We start from the raw sequence: 15,880 nt of genomic DNA on the forward strand, positions 1-15,880 counted from the left end.
GGAGGTTAGCCCCTTGATAGATGTTAATAACTTCGAATATATGAAAATTGGCCTCGCTTCTCCTAACAAGATCCGCTCATGGTCTAGAGGGGAAGTTAAAAAGCCAGAAACGATTAACTACAGAACATTAAAGCCTGAGAAGGACGGACTTTTCTGTGAGCGTATTTTCGGTCCTACAAAGGATTGGGAATGTCATTGCGGGAAATACAAGCGTGTTAGATACAAAGGTGTTGTTTGTGATCGCTGTGGTGTTGAAGTCACACGTGCAAAAGTACGCCGTGAACGAATGGGTCATATTGAACTTGCTGCTCCTGTGTCTCACATTTGGTACTTTAAAGGAATTCCGAGCAGAATGGGTCTTGTTTTAGACATGTCGCCACGTTCTCTTGAAGAAGTTATTTATTTTGCGTCGTATGTTGTAACAGATCCAGGTGATACAGCTCTTGAAAAGAAGCAATTGCTTTCTGAAAAAGAGTATCGTACGTACCGTGACAAATATGGTCGTTCTTTCCAAGCTCAAATGGGTGCTGAAGCTATTCGTAAGCTACTAGCAGACATTGATCTTGAAAAAGAAGTTGGTTTGTTGAAAGAGGAATTAGTTACAGCACAAGGTCAACGTCGTACACGTGCAATCAAAAGACTAGAAGTGCTTGAGGCATTCCGTCACTCAGGAAATGAACCTTCATGGATGATTTTAGATGTACTTCCGGTTATTCCGCCAGAGCTTCGTCCAATGGTTCAATTAGATGGTGGACGCTTTGCGACGTCTGATTTAAATGACTTGTATCGTCGTGTTATTAACCGTAACAACCGTCTGAAACGCCTTTTAGACCTTGGTGCACCAAATATCATTGTTCAAAATGAAAAGCGTATGCTTCAAGAAGCAGTAGATGCGCTAATCGATAATGGTCGTCGCGGTCGTCCGGTAACAGGACCTGGTAACCGCCCACTAAAGTCACTTTCTCATATGTTAAAAGGGAAGCAAGGACGTTTCCGTCAAAACCTACTTGGAAAGCGTGTTGACTATTCTGGTCGTTCCGTTATCGTTGTTGGACCTAATCTTAAAATGTTCCAATGTGGTCTTCCAAAGGAAATGGCACTTGAATTATTTAAGCCGTTTGTTATGAAAGAGCTTGTAAGCAAAGGTCTTGCTCATAACATCAAGAGTGCAAAGCGGAAAGTTGAACGTGTTCAACCTGAAGTTTGGGATGTATTAGAAGAAGTAATTCGTGAGCATCCGGTTTTACTAAATCGTGCCCCTACGCTTCACCGTCTTGGAATTCAAGCGTTTGAGCCAACACTAGTTGAAGGCCGAGCGATTAAACTTCATCCACTCGTATGTACAGCTTATAATGCTGACTTTGATGGTGACCAAATGGCGGTTCACGTACCGTTATCTGCCGAAGCACAAGCGGAAGCGCGTATTCTGATGCTAGCTGCACAGAACATTCTTAACCCTAAGGATGGTAAGCCTGTAGTTACTCCGTCTCAGGATATGGTATTAGGTAACTATTACTTAACAATGGAACGTGAAGATGCTAAAGGTGAAGGGTCAATCTTTAAAGATACAAATGAAGCTCTAATTGCCTATCAAAATGGATATGTTCATTTACACAGTCGAGTAGCTGTTCCAGTTTCATCGATTGGTAAACGTACATTCCGTGATGACCAATATGATAAATTGTTGCTAACAACTGTTGGGAAATTAATTTTCAATGAAATTTTACCTGAAACATTCCCATATGTTAATGAACCGACAATGTCTAACTTAGAAGTAGCAACTCCTGATGAATATATGGTTCCAAGCACAACCGATGTGAAAAAGCTATTTGCTGAGAAGGATTTAGTTCTTCCGTTCAAAAAAGGTTTCTTAGGTCTTGTAATTGCAGAGGTCTTCAAGAAATTCGCAATTGCTGAAACATCTAAAATGCTTGACCGTATGAAAGAGTTAGGATTCAAATACTCAACAAGAGCAGGTATTACTGTTGGGGTAGCTGATATCGTTGTTTTAGCAGAGAAGAAAGAGATTCTTGCTGAAGCTGAAGAGAAGGTTGAAAAAGTACAAAAGCAATTCCGTCGTGGTTTAATTACAGAAGAAGAGCGTTACGATCGAGTAATCTCTGTCTGGAGTGAAGCGAAGGATGTTATTCAAGGTAAGTTAATGGGTACCTTAGATCATCGTAACCCGATCTTTATGATGAGTGATTCAGGAGCTCGTGGTAACGCATCTAACTTTACTCAACTAGCTGGTATGCGTGGACTTATGGCGAATCCATCTGGTCGAATCATCGAGCTTCCTATTAAATCTAGTTTCCGTGAAGGTCTTACTGTACTTGAGTACTTTATCTCTACGCATGGTGCTCGTAAAGGTCTTGCGGATACAGCCCTTAAGACAGCTGACTCAGGTTACCTTACTCGTCGTCTAGTAGATGTAGCGCAAGATGTCATTGTTCGTTCTGATGATTGTGGTACAGATCGTGGACTTGAAGTTAAGGCAATTAAAGAAGGAAACGAAGTTATTGAAGATCTATATGATCGCTTAGTTGGACGTGTTGCATTTAAGTCAGTGAAGCACCCAGAAACGAATGAAGTAATTGTTAGAAGAAATGAATTAATTCATGAGGATATTGCAAGACAGATCATCGAAGCTGATATTGAAGAAGTAACGATTCGTTCTGTGTTCACATGTGATACTCGCCATGGGGTTTGTAAGAAGTGTTACGGTAGAAATCTTGCTACTGGTACCGATGTTGAAGTTGGTGAAGCGGTTGGTATTATTGCTGCACAATCAATTGGTGAACCAGGTACACAGCTTACAATGCGTACGTTCCATACAGGTGGGGTTGCAGGGGATGACATCACTCAAGGTCTTCCACGTATCCAAGAATTATTCGAAGCGCGTAATCCAAAAGGTCAAGCTGTGATCTCCGAAATTGATGGAGAAATCATTGACTTTAAAGAAGGAGATAAGCGTGAAGTAACAATTAAGAGTGAGATGGAAACCAAGAATTATGCGATTCCATATGGCGCTCGTATCAAAGTATCCATTGGCGATTTTGTCGTTGCTGGTGAACCGATAACTGAGGGTTCTATTGATCCTAAGGAATTATTGAAGGTTAAAGGAATGAACGGTGTTCAGGAATACCTTCTAAGAGAAGTACAAAAAGTTTACCGTATGCAAGGGGTAGAAATCGGTGACAAACACGTTGAAGTAATGGTTCGTCAAATGCTTCGAAAAGTACGTGTTGTTGACGCTGGTGAAACGAATGTTCTACCAGGTTCACTTATTGAGATTCAACAATTCAATGATGAAAACCAAAAGGTGCTTGTTGAAAGACTACGCCCAGCAACTGGTAAGCCTGTTCTACTTGGAATTACAAAAGCATCACTTGAAACAGATTCATTCTTATCTGCTGCATCGTTCCAAGAGACAACTCGTGTGTTAACAGATGCTGCAATTAAAGGTAAGCGTGATGAGCTTCTTGGGTTGAAAGAGAACGTAATTATTGGTAAGCTTGTTCCAGCAGGTACTGGAATGCCAAGATATCGTCACTTAGACATCCGTTCGAAGTATGATGAAGAGCCAGCAGAAGGACTTGAAGATGCAATGGTTAAAGAAGCGGCTGCTCACGAATAAATTTGTTGAAAGAAACATTGACACTGATATCTTACGGTGTTAAGATATCAAAGTGTGCCTGAGAAACCTGTTGCTTTGGAGGATGAATCATGTCTTATGAAAAAGTATTACAGGCTGATAACCTAGTAATAGGAACAAAACAAACGCTTAAGGCGCTTGATGATGGCATCGTTTCTGAGGTTATTATTGCAAAAGATGCCGAATACCGAGTGATTAACAAAGTTGAAGCATTAGCAAAAGCCAACGATGTACCACTTTTATATGTTGACTCAATGAAAAAGCTTGGAAAAGCTTCCGGAATTGAAGTTGGCGCAGCCACTGTTGCTCTAAGCAAATAAGATCGTTTTTGCCATTCGGTGTCGTCCGGTTGGCAAAAACTTTCCTTTTGCCCAGGGATGAACCACCAGGATCAGTGGTCTTACTTTAGTAAAGAGAGAGGAGGAGAAATAATGCCTACAATTAATCAATTAATTCGTAAGGGTCGTGTGGCTAAGACTAGAAAGTCTGACTCACCAGCACTTAACAAAGGTTTCAACAGCTTCAAGAAGTCTCAAACGGATCTTTCTTCACCACAAAAGCGTGGAGTTTGTACTCGTGTTGGTACAATGACACCAAAGAAGCCGAACTCAGCACTTCGTAAGTATGCTCGTGTGCGTTTGACGAATCAAATCGAAGTTACAGCTTACATCCCAGGTATTGGTCACAATCTTCAAGAGCACAGTGTTGTTCTTATTCGTGGAGGTCGTGTAAAGGATTTACCAGGGGTACGTTACCACATCGTTCGTGGTGCACTTGATACAGCTGGCGTTCAAAACCGTATGCAAGGTCGTTCTAAATACGGTACTAAGCGTCCAAAGGAAAAGAAATAATCATCTAAAAGTTGAAGGGAGGGAAAGTTATGCCTCGTAAAGGACCAGTCGCTCGTCGCGATGTATTACCAGATCCAATTTATAAGTCAAAGCTTGTTACACGTTTAATCAACCGTATTATGGAAGATGGAAAGCGTGGTAAAGCACAAACAATCCTTTATAATGCGTTTGAACTAGTAAAGGAACGTAGTGGAAATGATCCTATGGAAGTATTCGATCAAGCTCTTAAGAACATTATGCCTGTTCTTGAAGTTAAAGCACGTCGTGTTGGTGGTGCAAACTATCAAGTGCCGATCGAAGTTAAGCCAGAACGTCGTACTACATTAGGTCTTCGTTGGTTAGTAAACTACTCACGTCAACGTGGGGAGAAGACAATGGAAGAACGTTTAGCTAATGAAATTCTTGATGCTGCTAACAATGCAGGTGCTGCAGTTAAAAAGCGTGAAGATACTCATAAAATGGCTGAAGCAAACAAAGCATTTGCTCACTACCGCTGGTAGGATTTATATTCAAATTTTAAATAAATTATTCGAATTAGGAAGGAGAAATAACCTATGGCAAGAGAGTTCTCCTTAAAGGATACGCGTAATATCGGTATCATGGCTCATATTGATGCTGGTAAGACAACAACAACAGAGCGTGTTCTTTTCTATACTGGACGTGTTCACAAAATCGGTGAAACTCATGAAGGTGCTTCTCAAATGGACTGGATGGAGCAAGAGCAAGAACGTGGTATCACTATCACTTCTGCTGCGACAACAGCTCAATGGAAAGATCACCGTATCAATATCATTGATACACCAGGACACGTAGACTTTACAGTTGAAGTTGAACGTTCACTTCGTGTATTAGACGGAGCTGTAGCTGTTCTTGATGCTCAATCTGGTGTTGAGCCTCAAACTGAAACTGTATGGCGTCAAGCAACAACGTATGGTGTTCCACGTGTAGTATTCGTTAACAAAATGGATAAAACAGGTGCGGATTTCATTTATTCTCTAGGAACTCTTCGTGATCGCCTTCAAGCAAATGCTCATGCGATTCAATTACCAATTGGATCTGAAGATCAATTTGAAGGAATTATCGATCTAGTTGAAATGGTAGCTTACTATTATGAAGATGATCTTGGTACACGTACTGATGTCAAAGAAATTCCTGAAGAGTATAAAGAACAAGCTCAAGAATTGCACGAACAGCTAATTGAAGCTGTAGCAGAACTTGACGAAGAATTAACAATGAAGTACTTAGAAGGTGAAGAGCTTACTAAGGAAGAAATCAAAGCTGCAATCCGTAAAGGAACTTGTAACGTTGAATTCTACCCAGTAATCTGTGGTTCAGCATTTAAGAACAAAGGTGTTCAGCTTATGCTTGACGCTGTTCTTGATTACTTACCATCACCTCTTGATGTACCAGCTATAAAAGGTATTGTTCCTGATAGTGAAGAAGAAGTTGTACGTGAATCTGGTGATGATCAACCATTCTCAGCACTAGCTTTCAAAGTTATGACTGACCCATATGTAGGGAAACTTACATTCTTCCGTGTGTACTCTGGTACACTTGAATCAGGTTCATATGTTAGAAACTCTACAAAAGGTAAGCGTGAGCGTGTTGGACGTATCCTACAAATGCATGCAAACTCTCGTGAGGAAATCTCTACGGTTTACTCTGGTGATATTGCTGCTGCTGTAGGTTTGAAAGATACGACTACTGGAGATACTCTATGTGATGAAAAGAGTCTTGTTATTCTTGAATCTATGGACTTCCCAGAGCCAGTTATCTCATTATCTGTTGAGCCTAAGTCAAAGGCTGACCAAGATAAAATGGGTATGGCCCTTGCTAAACTTGCAGAAGAAGATCCAACATTCAAGACACATACTAATGAAGAAACTGGTCAAACAATCATTGCTGGTATGGGTGAGCTTCACCTTGATATCATCGTTGATCGTATGAGACGTGAATTCAAAGTAGAAGCAAATGTTGGTGCACCTCAAGTTTCATATCGTGAAACAATTCGTCAAGCGGCACAGGTTGAAGGTAAGTTCGTTCGTCAATCTGGTGGACGTGGGCAATTTGGTCACGTATGGATTGAGTTCTCTCCTAATGAAGAGGGAGCTGGATTTGAATTTGAGAATGCAGTAGTTGGTGGATCTGTTCCTCGAGAATATATTGGGGCAGTTCAAGCTGGGATTGAAGAGTCACTTGGTAACGGTATGATTGCTGGTTTCCCATTGATCGATATTAAAGCTAAGCTTTATGATGGTTCTTACCATGACGTCGATTCAAATGAAATGGCATTTAAAATTGCCGCATCTATGGCTTTAAAAAATGCAAAAACAAAATGTGCTCCTGCTCTACTTGAACCTTTAATGAGAGTTGAAGTTGTAGTGCCAGAAGAGTACATGGGTGATATCATGGGTGATATTACAGCTCGTCGTGGACGAGTTGATGGTATGGAAGCACGTGGAAATGCACAAATCGTTAAAGCATTTGTTCCATTAGCTGAAATGTTTGGTTATGCAACTTCACTTCGTTCTCGTACACAAGGTCGCGGAACATACTCTATGTTCTTTGATCACTACGAAGAAGCTCCGAAGAGCATTGCTGAAGAAATCATTAAAAAGCAAACTGGACAATAATTCGCTATAACATTTGTTATCGCTAATAATTTATTGTAAGCTAAGAAAGGTGCTAATCTTTAACGGATATTTCACCTTTCTTAACCATAAAAATACTTATCTTTTGTTCAATTAAAGGGAGGAAATGAATCATGGGTAAAGAAAAATTTGACCGTTCCAAGACACATGCCAACATTGGTACAATTGGACACGTTGACCACGGTAAAACAACACTTACTGCTGCAATTACAACAGTTTTAGCTAAAAGATCTGGTAAAGGTACTGCAATGGCGTATGACGCTATTGATGGTGCTCCAGAAGAGCGTGAGCGTGGAATCACTATCTCAACTGCACACGTTGAGTATGAAACTGACAGTCGTCACTACGCACACGTTGATTGCCCAGGACATGCTGACTATGTTAAGAACATGATCACTGGTGCTGCACAAATGGATGGAGGAATCTTAGTAGTATCTGCTGCTGATGGTCCAATGCCACAAACTCGTGAGCACATCCTATTATCTCGTCAAGTAGGTGTACCTTACCTTGTTGTATTCTTAAACAAGTGTGACATGGTAGACGACGAAGAACTTCTTGAATTAGTAGAAATGGAAGTTCGTGACCTTCTTTCTGAGTATGATTTCCCTGGTGATGACGTTCCAGTTATCCAAGGTTCTGCTCTTAAAGCACTTGAAGGAGATGCTGCTTGGGAAGAGAAAATCGTTGAGCTTATGGCTGCTGTTGATGATTACATCCCAACTCCTGAGCGTGACAAAGAAAAGCCTTTCATGATGCCTGTTGAGGACGTGTTCTCAATCACTGGTCGTGGTACAGTTGCGACTGGTCGTGTAGAGCGTGGACAACTTAACGTTGGTGACGTTATCGACATCATCGGTATCACTGAAGAGCCTAAGTCAACTACTTGTACTGGTGTTGAAATGTTCCGTAAGCTTCTTGACTATGCTGAAGCTGGAGACAACATCGGAGCACTTCTTCGTGGTGTAAGCCGTGATGAAGTACAACGTGGTCAAGTACTTGCTAAGCCAGGTACAATTACTCCACATACTAACTTCAAAGCTGAAGTTTATGTTCTTTCAAAAGAAGAAGGTGGACGTCACACTCCATTCTTCTCTAACTACCGTCCTCAGTTCTACTTCCGTACAACTGACGTAACTGGAATTTGTAATCTTCCAGAAGGCGTTGAGATGGTAATGCCTGGTGATAACATCGAAATGACGGTTGAGCTTATCGCTCCAATCGCTATCGAAGAGGGTACTAAGTTCTCTATCCGTGAGGGTGGACGTACTGTTGGTGCCGGCGTTGTTGCATCAATTCAAAAGTAATTAAAATAAAACCACCATGGAATTAATTCCATGGTGGTTTTTTCTATCTATATTTGATTGAGTTCACGTTTTGACTTTTCTAATCTACTAAACAAGTACATACATATTGGGGCGATTAATGTAAGTAAACCAACTGTCGAAAAAGCAACCCCCCAAGAGAAATTATCTAATAGAAATCCAAAAAACAATGGAGCGAATATAGTTGCACTGAATCCTAATATTGATTGGATACCAAGTGCTAGACCAAGTAGTTCCGGATCTGTTACTTCACTTATCGCCGTATTATATATAGGTGAATCTGCAACGATAGTAAAACCATAGATTACTGTTAGTGCGATCATAATAATGAAAGGAATAGTAGTAAGCCATCCAATGGTAAAGGAGCAGGCAATACTAACAAGTAAAAATAAGGTAGTTGTTCGTCCTCGTCCGTATTGATCTGAAAGAGTGCCACCTATATACGTAGCAAATCCCCCAATCATGATAATTAAGGCTCCAGTAATATTTCCGAATTGTAATGCCTGTGCTTCATCAAAGCCATTTAAGTTAAAGTAGAAAACGAGAAACGGACCAATCCACGACCACATTGCATAAAGCTCCCAACAGTGTCCGGTATAACCAGCGTTAATGAGGAGATTCTTTTTTTGGAAAACTAGTTTCAGTTTAGATGTGGTCAATTTTAAAGGCCGATGAGAAATATTATCTGGTATATTTGCAAAAAAGACGAGTAGTGCTGCAATAAAACTTAGTAATGAGGTTGTTAGTATAACCCCATTCCACCCAATCCAGTTTATCAACATCGCGGAAACCAGTAGTGAGCTTCCCGAACCAACAACAAGCGAACCAACATAGATCCCCATTGCTTTTCCTCGTTTGTTTGGAGGGAATAACTCGGCAACAATTCTCATTCCAGGAACATAAATACCGGCAACTCCAATTCCTGATAATGTCCGAAGAATCATAGCTGACCAAAATCCATCAGCATAGAATGAAAAAAGAACACCAGAGATCGCTGCCAGTAGTGCACCGTACACAAAGAAATGTTTTGGGTGATAGTTAGAAATAAAGAAGCTATAGAAAAAAATCGCCATTACATAGCCGGCATGAAAAAGTGCCATAATCCAACCGGATTCTGTAGAGTTTAGTCCCCATTCTTCTTGTAGAACTGGAAGGACAGAAGAAAAATTAAACCATACCTGCATCGCTAAAAATTGTGCAAAGGATAAAAGCCATAATAGTTTTGTTGAATTACTCATAGTTCCTCCTCTATATATAATAGAAGAATTGTAGCATTATTTAATTATCAGATGTTAATAGGAATAGAATTAAAAGAAAGGATTGCTTTTTATTCAAAAGGGGCTTATAATAGTAAAAGTGTGATCAGCGTAGGTATTTCACTTGCACTGATTTTTATTTTTGTGTATAATGTTGAATGTTGATCACTGACAGCGATGAAGCGGAAGGTTGCTGACACACCAGGCCCCTTTGCCATGGCAGGGTGTAGGAAATTTTCGCAGAGTATGTCTGTTTATAAAAATGGACGAAAAAGGAGGGGCTATTATGGCAAAGCAAAAGATTCGTATTCGTTTGAAAGCATATGATCACAGAGTTCTTGATCAATCAGCAGAAAAGATTGTTGAGACAGCAAAACGTTCAGGTGCTAGTGTATCTGGGCCGATCCCGCTTCCAACTGAGAAGTCTGTCTATACAGTTCTTCGTGCGGTTCACAAGTACAAAGATTCTCGTGAACAGTTTGAAATGCGTACACACAAGCGTTTGATTGACATTGTTAATCCAACACCACAGACGGTTGATGCATTAATGCGTCTAGACTTACCATCTGGTGTAGATATCGAAATTAAACTTTAATTTATAAGTATGAGTGTTACTCATCTTAATGATATGAAAATGGCAAAAAAATATGATTTTTTATAGGAGGTGTAACGGATGACCAAAGGAATCTTAGGTAGAAAAATTGGCATGACACAAATCTTTGCTGAAAATGGTGAAGTCATCCCGGTAACGGTTATCGAAGCTGAACCAAACGTGGTTCTTCAAAAGAAAACTGTTGACTCTGATGGTTACGAAGCAATCCAACTTGGATTTGCGGACCAAAAGAAAGCAAACTCAAATAAGCCAGCTGAAGGCCATGCTGCAAAAGCAAACACGGCTCCTAAGCGCTTCATCAAGGAAATCCGTAACGTAAGTCTTGACGAGTATGAAGTAGGTCAAGAGCTAGCAGTTAATACGTTCGCAGAAGGTGACGTTGTTGATGTAACAGGAATTTCAAAAGGGAAAGGTTTCCAAGGTGCTATTAAGCGTCATAACCAATCTCGTGGGCCGATGTCCCATGGTTCTCGTTACCATCGTCGTCCTGGTTCGATGGGACCAGTTGCTCCAAACCGTGTATTTAAAGGTAAGTTATTACCTGGACGTATGGGTGGAGAACAAATCACAGTTCAAAATCTTGAAATCGTAAAAGTTGATACAGAACGTAACTTGTTACTAGTTAAAGGTAATGTTCCTGGAGCTAGAAAAGGCTATGTAACTGTGCAAACTGCGGTTAAAGTAAAATAAAGATTGTTGGAAAGGAGGACACATCATGCCGAAAGTAGCTTTATTTAACCAAAACGGTTCCCAAGTCGGAGATGTTGAATTAGCAGATTCAGTATTTGGAATTGAGCCGAACGCAAGTGTGCTTCATCAAGCTGTAGTAATGCAACAAGCATCACTACGTCAAGGAACACACAAAACAAAAGGACGTTCTGAAGTACGTGGTGGTGGTCGTAAGCCATGGAAACAAAAAGGAACTGGACGTGCTCGTCAAGGGTCGATCCGTTCGCCACAATGGGTTGGTGGGGGAGTAGTATTTGGTCCTACACCGCGTAGCTATAGCTACAAGTTACCTAAAAAAGTTCGTCGTTTAGCAATTAAATCAGCACTATCAAGTAAAGTTCTAGCAGAGGAAATCGTAGTTCTTGATAACCTTACATTTGATAGCCCGAAGACAAAAGAAATGGCATCTGTACTTAGTGGTCTTTCAGTAGACCGTAAAGCTTTGATCGTAACCGCTGATTACAATGAAGCAGTTGCTCTTTCAGCACGTAACCTTCCTGGTGTAACGATTGTTACTGCTGATGGTGTGAACGTACTTGATGTGATTAAGCACGATAAGCTTGTCATCACGAAAGGTGCCCTTGAAAAGGTAGAGGAGGTGCTTGCGTAATGTCAAACGCTCGTGATATCATTAAGCGCCCTGTAATTACGGAACGTTCAACTGACCTAATGAGTGAAAAGAGATACACGTTCGAGGTAGATGTACGTGCGAATAAAACTCAAATCAAAGATGCGATTGAAGAAATCTTTGAAGTGAAAGTTGATAAAGTTAACACAATGAACTATAAAGGTAAATCAAAGCGTTTTGGTCGTTATACGGGTTTCACAGCTCGTCGTAAAAAAGCGATTGTTACATTGTCACCTGAGAGTAAAGAATTAGAATTCTTTGAAGGTGTCTAAGAATACTAGCGAAGGAGGGAACTTAAATGGCAATTAAAAAGTATAAACCAACCAGTGCCGGTCGTCGTGGTATGTCTGTATTAGACTATGCAGATCTTACAACAGATAAACCGGAAAAATCATTACTTGCACCTTTACACAAAAAAGGTGGACGTAATAACCAAGGTAAATTAACTGTACGTCACCAAGGTGGTGGACATAAGCGCCAGTATCGTGTGATTGATTTCAAACGTACTAAAGATGGTATTCCAGGACGCGTTGCTACGATCGAATACGATCCAAACCGTACTGCTAACATCGCACTTATCCATTATGCTGACGGTGAAAAGCGTTATATCTTGGCACCAAAAGGACTTACTGTAGATACAATCATTGAATCTGGACCAGAAGCTGATATTAAAGTCGGTAACGCGTTACCACTTAAAAATATTCCAGTTGGTACAGTTATCCATAATATTGAATTGAAGCCTGGTAAAGGCGGACAATTAGTTCGTTCTGCTGGAGCTGAAGCTCAATTACTTGGTAAAGAAGATGATTATGCTCTTGTTCGTTTGAAGTCGGGAGAAACTCGTTACATTCTAGCAACTTGCCGTGCTACAATCGGTCAAGTTGGTAACCTAGAGCATGAACTTGTTAACATTGGTAAAGCAGGTCGTTCACGTTGGTTAGGTAAGCGTCCAACTGTTCGTGGATCTGTTATGAACCCTAACGATCACCCACATGGTGGTGGTGAAGGTCGTTCTCCAATTGGTCGTAAATCTCCTATGTCTCCATGGGGTAAACCGACTCTTGGTTACAAAACTCGTAAGAAGAACAAAGCTTCTGATAAGTATATCGTACGTCGTCGTAAAAAATAACGGGATTAGGCTACGGTTCTCATAGAAGAACCGTGAGTCAGTCACGAAGGGAGGAATTCTCATGGGTCGTAGTTTAAAGAAGGGACCTTTTGTTGATGATCACTTGATGAAGAAAGTTGAAGCAATGAGTGAAAAAGAAGACAAAAGAGTTATTAAGACTTGGTCTCGCCGTTCAACGATTTTCCCTGAGTTCATTGGTCATACTATCGCAGTGTATGATGGCCGTAAGCATGTACCAGTTTACGTATCTGAAGATATGGTAGGACATAAGCTTGGTGAGTTCGCACCTACTCGTACGTATAAAGGTCACGCAGCAGATGATAAGAAAACAAGACGTTAAGGTAAGTAAGAGAGGAGGTCAATCCCATGCAAGCTAAAGCTGTAGCAAGACAAATTCGTATTGCTCCTCGTAAGGTACGTCTAGTTGTCGATCTTATTCGCGGAAAGCAAGTGGGTGAAGCAATCGCTATTCTTCGCCACACGCCAAAAGCTGCTTCTCCAGTTGTAGAAAAGCTTTTAAATTCAGCAATTGCGAATGCGGAACACAACTATGAAATGGAGCCAAATAACCTTGTAATTAGCGAGGTATTTGTTGATGAGGGTGTTACCTTGAAGCGTTTCCGTCCACGTGCGATGGGACGTGCCAGCCGTATCAACAAGCGCACTAGTCATATTACGTTAGTAGTAACAGAAAAGAAGGAGGGATAAAGCGTGGGTCAAAAAATCAATCCTACTGGACTTCGAGTTGGTGTCATTCATGACTGGGAGTCAAAATGGTATGCTGATAAAGATTATGCTGATCTATTACACGAAGATATCAAAATTCGTGAATATATTGAAAAGCGTTTAAAAGATGCATCTGTATCTAAAATTGAAATTGAACGTGCTGCTAACCGTGTTAACGTTACTATATCTACTGCAAAGCCAGGTATGGTTATTGGTAAGGGCGGTTCTGAAGTAGAAGCTCTTCGTAAAGCACTTAACGTGTTAACTGGTAAGAGAGTTCATATCAACATCTTTGAAATCAAGCAAGCTGATTTAGATGCTAAGCTTGTTGCTGAAAACATTGCTCGTCAATTAGAGAATCGTATTTCATTCCGTCGTGCTATGAAACAAGCGATTCAACGTACAATGCGCTCAGGTGCAAAGGGTATTAAAACACAAGTTTCTGGTCGTCTTGGCGGAGCGGATATCGCTCGTGCTGAACACTATAGTGAGGGAACAGTTCCACTTCACACACTTCGTGCTGATATCAACTACGGTACAGCTGAAGCTGACACAACATACGGTAAACTAGGTATCAAAATCTGGATCTATCGTGGTGAAGTCCTTCCAACGAAAGGAACGAACAAAGAGGAAGGAGGCAACTAATCATGTTAATGCCTAAACGCGTAAAATATCGTCGTGAACATCGTGGTAATATGAAAGGTCGTGCAAAGGGCGGTACTGAAGTTCATTTTGGTGAGTATGGTTTACAAGCACTAGATGCTTCTTGGATCACTAACCGTCAAATTGAGTCAGCTCGTATTGCAATGACTCGTTACATGAAACGTGGTGGTAAGGTTTGGATTAAGATTTTCCCTTCTAAGCCATACACTGCTAAGCCATTAGAAGTTCGAATGGGTTCTGGTAAAGGGGCTCCCGAAGGTTGGGTAGCTGTTGTCAAGCCTGGAAAGATTATGTTTGAAATTGCTGGTGTTTCTGAAGAAGTTGCTAGAGAAGCATTACGTCTTGCTGCTCATAAATTACCAGTTAAATGTAAGTTTGTAAAACGTGACGAAGTGGGTGGTGACGCAAATGAAAGCTAATGATATTCGTAACTTAACCACTGCTGAAATTGAGCAAAAAACGAAATCACTAAAGGAAGAGTTGTTCAACCTTCGCTTTCAACTAGCGACTGGTCAATTGGATAATCCAACCCGTATTCGTGAGGTTCGCAAAGGAATTGCTCGTGCGAAGACTGTATTACGTGAACGTGAGCTTGGAATTAACAACGGCTAAAAAGGAGGTTTGCTCAAATGGAACGCAACCAACGTAAAGTTTATACAGGACGTGTTGTTTCAGACAAAATGGATAAAACCATTGCTGTTCTTGTAGAAACATACAAAAAAGATCGCCTATACGGAAAGCGTGTAAAGTACTCTAAAAAGTTCAAGGCTCATGATGAAGATAATAAAGCTAAAATCGGCGATATTGTTAAAGTTATGGAGACTCGACCACTTTCTAAAGACAAACGTTTCCGCTTAGTTGAAATTGTAGAAGAAGCGGTAATTATCTAATAGAATCCTTTATTTGAAGGGAGGTAAGATCCTATGATCCAACAAGAATCTCGTTTAAAAGTTGCTGATAACTCTGGTGCTCGTGAAGTACTATGTATTAAAGTATTAGGTGGTTCTGGTCGTAAGACAGCTAATATTGGTGATGTTATTGTTTGTTCGGTGAAACAAGCAACACCAGGTGGCGTTGTCAAGAAGGGTGACGTTGTTAAAGCAGTTATCGTTCGTACTAAGACTGGTGCTCGTCGTAAAGATGGTTCGTACATCAAGTTTGATGAGAATGCTGCTGTTATCATCCGTGATGACAAAGGCCCACGTGGTACTCGTATTTTCGGACCTGTTGCACGTGAACTTCGTGACAATCAGTTCATGAAGATCGTTTCTCTTGCTCCAGAAGTTCTTTAATAGAAGATTAAGAAACGCCCTGTCAAGGAGGTGCAATAATGTCAATGCATGTCAAAAAAGGTGATACTGTTAAAATCATCTCTGGAAAAGACAAAGGGAAGCAAGGTGTGATCCTTGAGGCGTTCCCGAAGAAGAGTCGTGTCCTAGTTGAAGGAATTAACATGGTTAAAAAACATGCAAAACCTTCACAAGATAATCCACAAGGTGGAATTTTAAATCAAGAAGCACCGATCCATTCTTCAAACGTTATGCCTATCGACCCTAAGTCTGGTGAACCTACCCGAGTAGGTCATAAAGTTGAGAATGGAAAAAAAGTACGTATTGCTAAAAAGTCTGGCGAATTACTAGATAAGTAGTCGGAGTGT

Annotated in this window: 20 protein-coding genes; 19 read left to right on the forward strand and 1 reads right to left on the reverse strand. The window is 40.7% G+C overall.

The window, feature by feature from the left end:
* Positions 1 to 13: 13 nt before the first annotated feature.
* The 6 genes from rpoC (at position 14) to tuf (ending at position 8,461) form a co-directional block, all read left to right on the forward strand.
* Positions 14 to 3,637 carry a DNA-directed RNA polymerase subunit beta' gene (gene rpoC / locus J7W16_RS20045; protein WP_210599257.1) on the forward strand — a complete coding sequence of 1,208 codons (3,624 nt, stop codon included), beginning with the start codon at positions 14 to 16 and terminating at the stop codon, positions 3,635 to 3,637.
* 89 nt (positions 3,638 to 3,726) lie between these two features.
* On the forward strand, positions 3,727 to 3,975 hold the full coding sequence (locus J7W16_RS20050) for a 50S ribosomal protein L7ae-like protein (protein ID WP_210599258.1): 249 nt from the start codon (positions 3,727 to 3,729) through the stop codon (positions 3,973 to 3,975).
* Between the two features lie 111 nt (positions 3,976 to 4,086).
* Positions 4,087 to 4,506, forward strand: coding sequence for a 30S ribosomal protein S12 (rpsL, locus tag J7W16_RS20055; RefSeq protein ID WP_210599259.1), 420 nt, complete (start codon positions 4,087 to 4,089; stop codon positions 4,504 to 4,506).
* Between the two features lie 29 nt (positions 4,507 to 4,535).
* Positions 4,536 to 5,006: a 30S ribosomal protein S7 gene (rpsG, locus tag J7W16_RS20060; RefSeq protein WP_210599260.1), complete on the forward strand. Its 471-nt coding sequence runs from the start codon at positions 4,536 to 4,538 to the stop codon at positions 5,004 to 5,006.
* 54 nt (positions 5,007 to 5,060) lie between these two features.
* Positions 5,061 to 7,139, forward strand: a complete 2,079-nt coding sequence (gene fusA / locus J7W16_RS20065; RefSeq protein WP_210599261.1) for an elongation factor G — start codon at positions 5,061 to 5,063, stop codon at positions 7,137 to 7,139.
* Between the two features lie 131 nt (positions 7,140 to 7,270).
* Positions 7,271 to 8,461 carry an elongation factor Tu gene (gene tuf, locus J7W16_RS20070; protein WP_210599262.1) on the forward strand — a complete coding sequence of 397 codons (1,191 nt, stop codon included), beginning with the start codon at positions 7,271 to 7,273 and terminating at the stop codon, positions 8,459 to 8,461.
* A 47-nt stretch (positions 8,462 to 8,508) separates the two neighbouring features.
* Here tuf and J7W16_RS20075 read toward each other — a convergent pair whose 3' ends face one another.
* A complete protein-coding gene (locus J7W16_RS20075) occupies positions 8,509 to 9,717 on the reverse strand; it encodes an MFS transporter (RefSeq protein WP_210599263.1) in 1,209 nt (402 codons plus the stop codon).
* Between the two features lie 304 nt (positions 9,718 to 10,021).
* On the opposite strand from J7W16_RS20075, the gene rpsJ reads away from it, so the two are divergent.
* The 13 genes from rpsJ (at position 10,022) to rplX (ending at position 15,871) form a co-directional block, all read left to right on the forward strand.
* Entirely contained in the window at positions 10,022 to 10,330 is a 309-nt protein-coding gene (gene rpsJ, locus J7W16_RS20080; RefSeq protein WP_035345210.1) for a 30S ribosomal protein S10, read from the forward strand.
* A gap of 78 nt (positions 10,331 to 10,408) precedes the next feature.
* Positions 10,409 to 11,038 carry a 50S ribosomal protein L3 gene (rplC, locus tag J7W16_RS20085; RefSeq protein ID WP_210599264.1) on the forward strand — a complete coding sequence of 210 codons (630 nt, stop codon included), beginning with the start codon at positions 10,409 to 10,411 and terminating at the stop codon, positions 11,036 to 11,038.
* Between the two features lie 25 nt (positions 11,039 to 11,063).
* Positions 11,064 to 11,687: a 50S ribosomal protein L4 gene (gene rplD, locus J7W16_RS20090; RefSeq protein ID WP_210599265.1), complete on the forward strand. Its 624-nt coding sequence runs from the start codon at positions 11,064 to 11,066 to the stop codon at positions 11,685 to 11,687.
* On the forward strand, positions 11,687 to 11,977 hold the full coding sequence (rplW, locus tag J7W16_RS20095; RefSeq protein WP_210599266.1) for a 50S ribosomal protein L23: 291 nt from the start codon (positions 11,687 to 11,689) through the stop codon (positions 11,975 to 11,977). The genes rplD and rplW overlap by 1 nt, the downstream gene beginning before the upstream one ends.
* 26 nt (positions 11,978 to 12,003) lie before the next feature.
* Positions 12,004 to 12,834, forward strand: coding sequence for a 50S ribosomal protein L2 (gene rplB, locus J7W16_RS20100; RefSeq protein ID WP_210599267.1), 831 nt, complete (start codon positions 12,004 to 12,006; stop codon positions 12,832 to 12,834).
* A gap of 61 nt (positions 12,835 to 12,895) precedes the next feature.
* On the forward strand, positions 12,896 to 13,174 hold the full coding sequence (gene rpsS, locus J7W16_RS20105; RefSeq protein ID WP_210599268.1) for a 30S ribosomal protein S19: 279 nt from the start codon (positions 12,896 to 12,898) through the stop codon (positions 13,172 to 13,174).
* 26 nt (positions 13,175 to 13,200) lie between these two features.
* Complete coding sequence (gene rplV, locus J7W16_RS20110; RefSeq protein WP_210599269.1) at positions 13,201 to 13,542, forward strand: 50S ribosomal protein L22; 342 nt, start codon at positions 13,201 to 13,203, stop codon at positions 13,540 to 13,542.
* A 3-nt stretch (positions 13,543 to 13,545) separates the two neighbouring features.
* Positions 13,546 to 14,205 (forward strand): 30S ribosomal protein S3, encoded by a 660-nt coding sequence (gene rpsC / locus J7W16_RS20115; protein ID WP_210599270.1) that lies wholly within the window; start codon positions 13,546 to 13,548, stop codon positions 14,203 to 14,205.
* Positions 14,206 to 14,207: 2 nt separating this feature from the next.
* Positions 14,208 to 14,642: a 50S ribosomal protein L16 gene (rplP, locus tag J7W16_RS20120; protein ID WP_210599271.1), complete on the forward strand. Its 435-nt coding sequence runs from the start codon at positions 14,208 to 14,210 to the stop codon at positions 14,640 to 14,642.
* Positions 14,632 to 14,835 (forward strand): 50S ribosomal protein L29, encoded by a 204-nt coding sequence (gene rpmC / locus J7W16_RS20125; RefSeq protein ID WP_210599272.1) that lies wholly within the window; start codon positions 14,632 to 14,634, stop codon positions 14,833 to 14,835. Before rplP ends, rpmC begins: the two co-directional genes overlap by 11 nt.
* 17 nt (positions 14,836 to 14,852) lie before the next feature.
* Positions 14,853 to 15,113, forward strand: a complete 261-nt coding sequence (rpsQ, locus tag J7W16_RS20130) for a 30S ribosomal protein S17 (RefSeq protein WP_210599273.1) — start codon at positions 14,853 to 14,855, stop codon at positions 15,111 to 15,113.
* A 33-nt stretch (positions 15,114 to 15,146) separates the two neighbouring features.
* The gene (rplN, locus tag J7W16_RS20135) at positions 15,147 to 15,515 is read left to right on the forward strand and encodes a 50S ribosomal protein L14 (protein ID WP_210599274.1); all 369 of its coding nucleotides are present in this window, start codon (positions 15,147 to 15,149) and stop codon (positions 15,513 to 15,515) included.
* A 44-nt stretch (positions 15,516 to 15,559) separates the two neighbouring features.
* Complete coding sequence (rplX, locus tag J7W16_RS20140; protein ID WP_210599304.1) at positions 15,560 to 15,871, forward strand: 50S ribosomal protein L24; 312 nt, start codon at positions 15,560 to 15,562, stop codon at positions 15,869 to 15,871.
* Positions 15,872 to 15,880 lie beyond the last annotated feature (9 nt).

It is taken from the genome of Halalkalibacter suaedae, from assembly GCF_017939705.1.
Classification (GTDB): domain Bacteria; phylum Bacillota; class Bacilli; order Bacillales; family Bacillaceae_D; genus Halalkalibacter; species Halalkalibacter suaedae.